Here is a 238-nt window from a genome sequence, read left to right as displayed (position 1 = left end):
CGCGGCCGCGGCGAAGAAGTAATTCAACGTCGTCGTCCCGGCCCTCGCCGGGACGACTCTTGTTTCGAGGCACCAACGGACGCACATGACTTCATCAAGATCGGCATGAGCGCCGAGCGCATGTTGGTGGTGCCGCCAGAGCGCACAGTCGGGCATTTCGTGCCTGATATGCCGATGGTCTACGCGACGCCGATGATGATCCTCGAAATGGAGATGGCGTCGGGCGATGCGATCCGCG

1 protein-coding gene is annotated in these 238 nt (G+C 62.2%); it reads left to right on the top strand.

The genetic code is table 11. The features are described 5' to 3' along the window. A partial coding sequence (locus ACP7H9_RS14330) for a hypothetical protein (protein ID WP_439222952.1) occupies positions 1 to 238 on the top strand: 238 nt, incomplete at both ends.

This window comes from Idiomarina sp. ST20R2A10 (assembly GCF_051842345.1).
GTDB lineage: Bacteria > Pseudomonadota > Gammaproteobacteria > Enterobacterales > Alteromonadaceae > Idiomarina > Idiomarina loihiensis.
The sequence above is the reverse complement of the archived record's forward strand: the minus strand, read 5'-3'. Positions and strand labels throughout refer to the sequence as shown.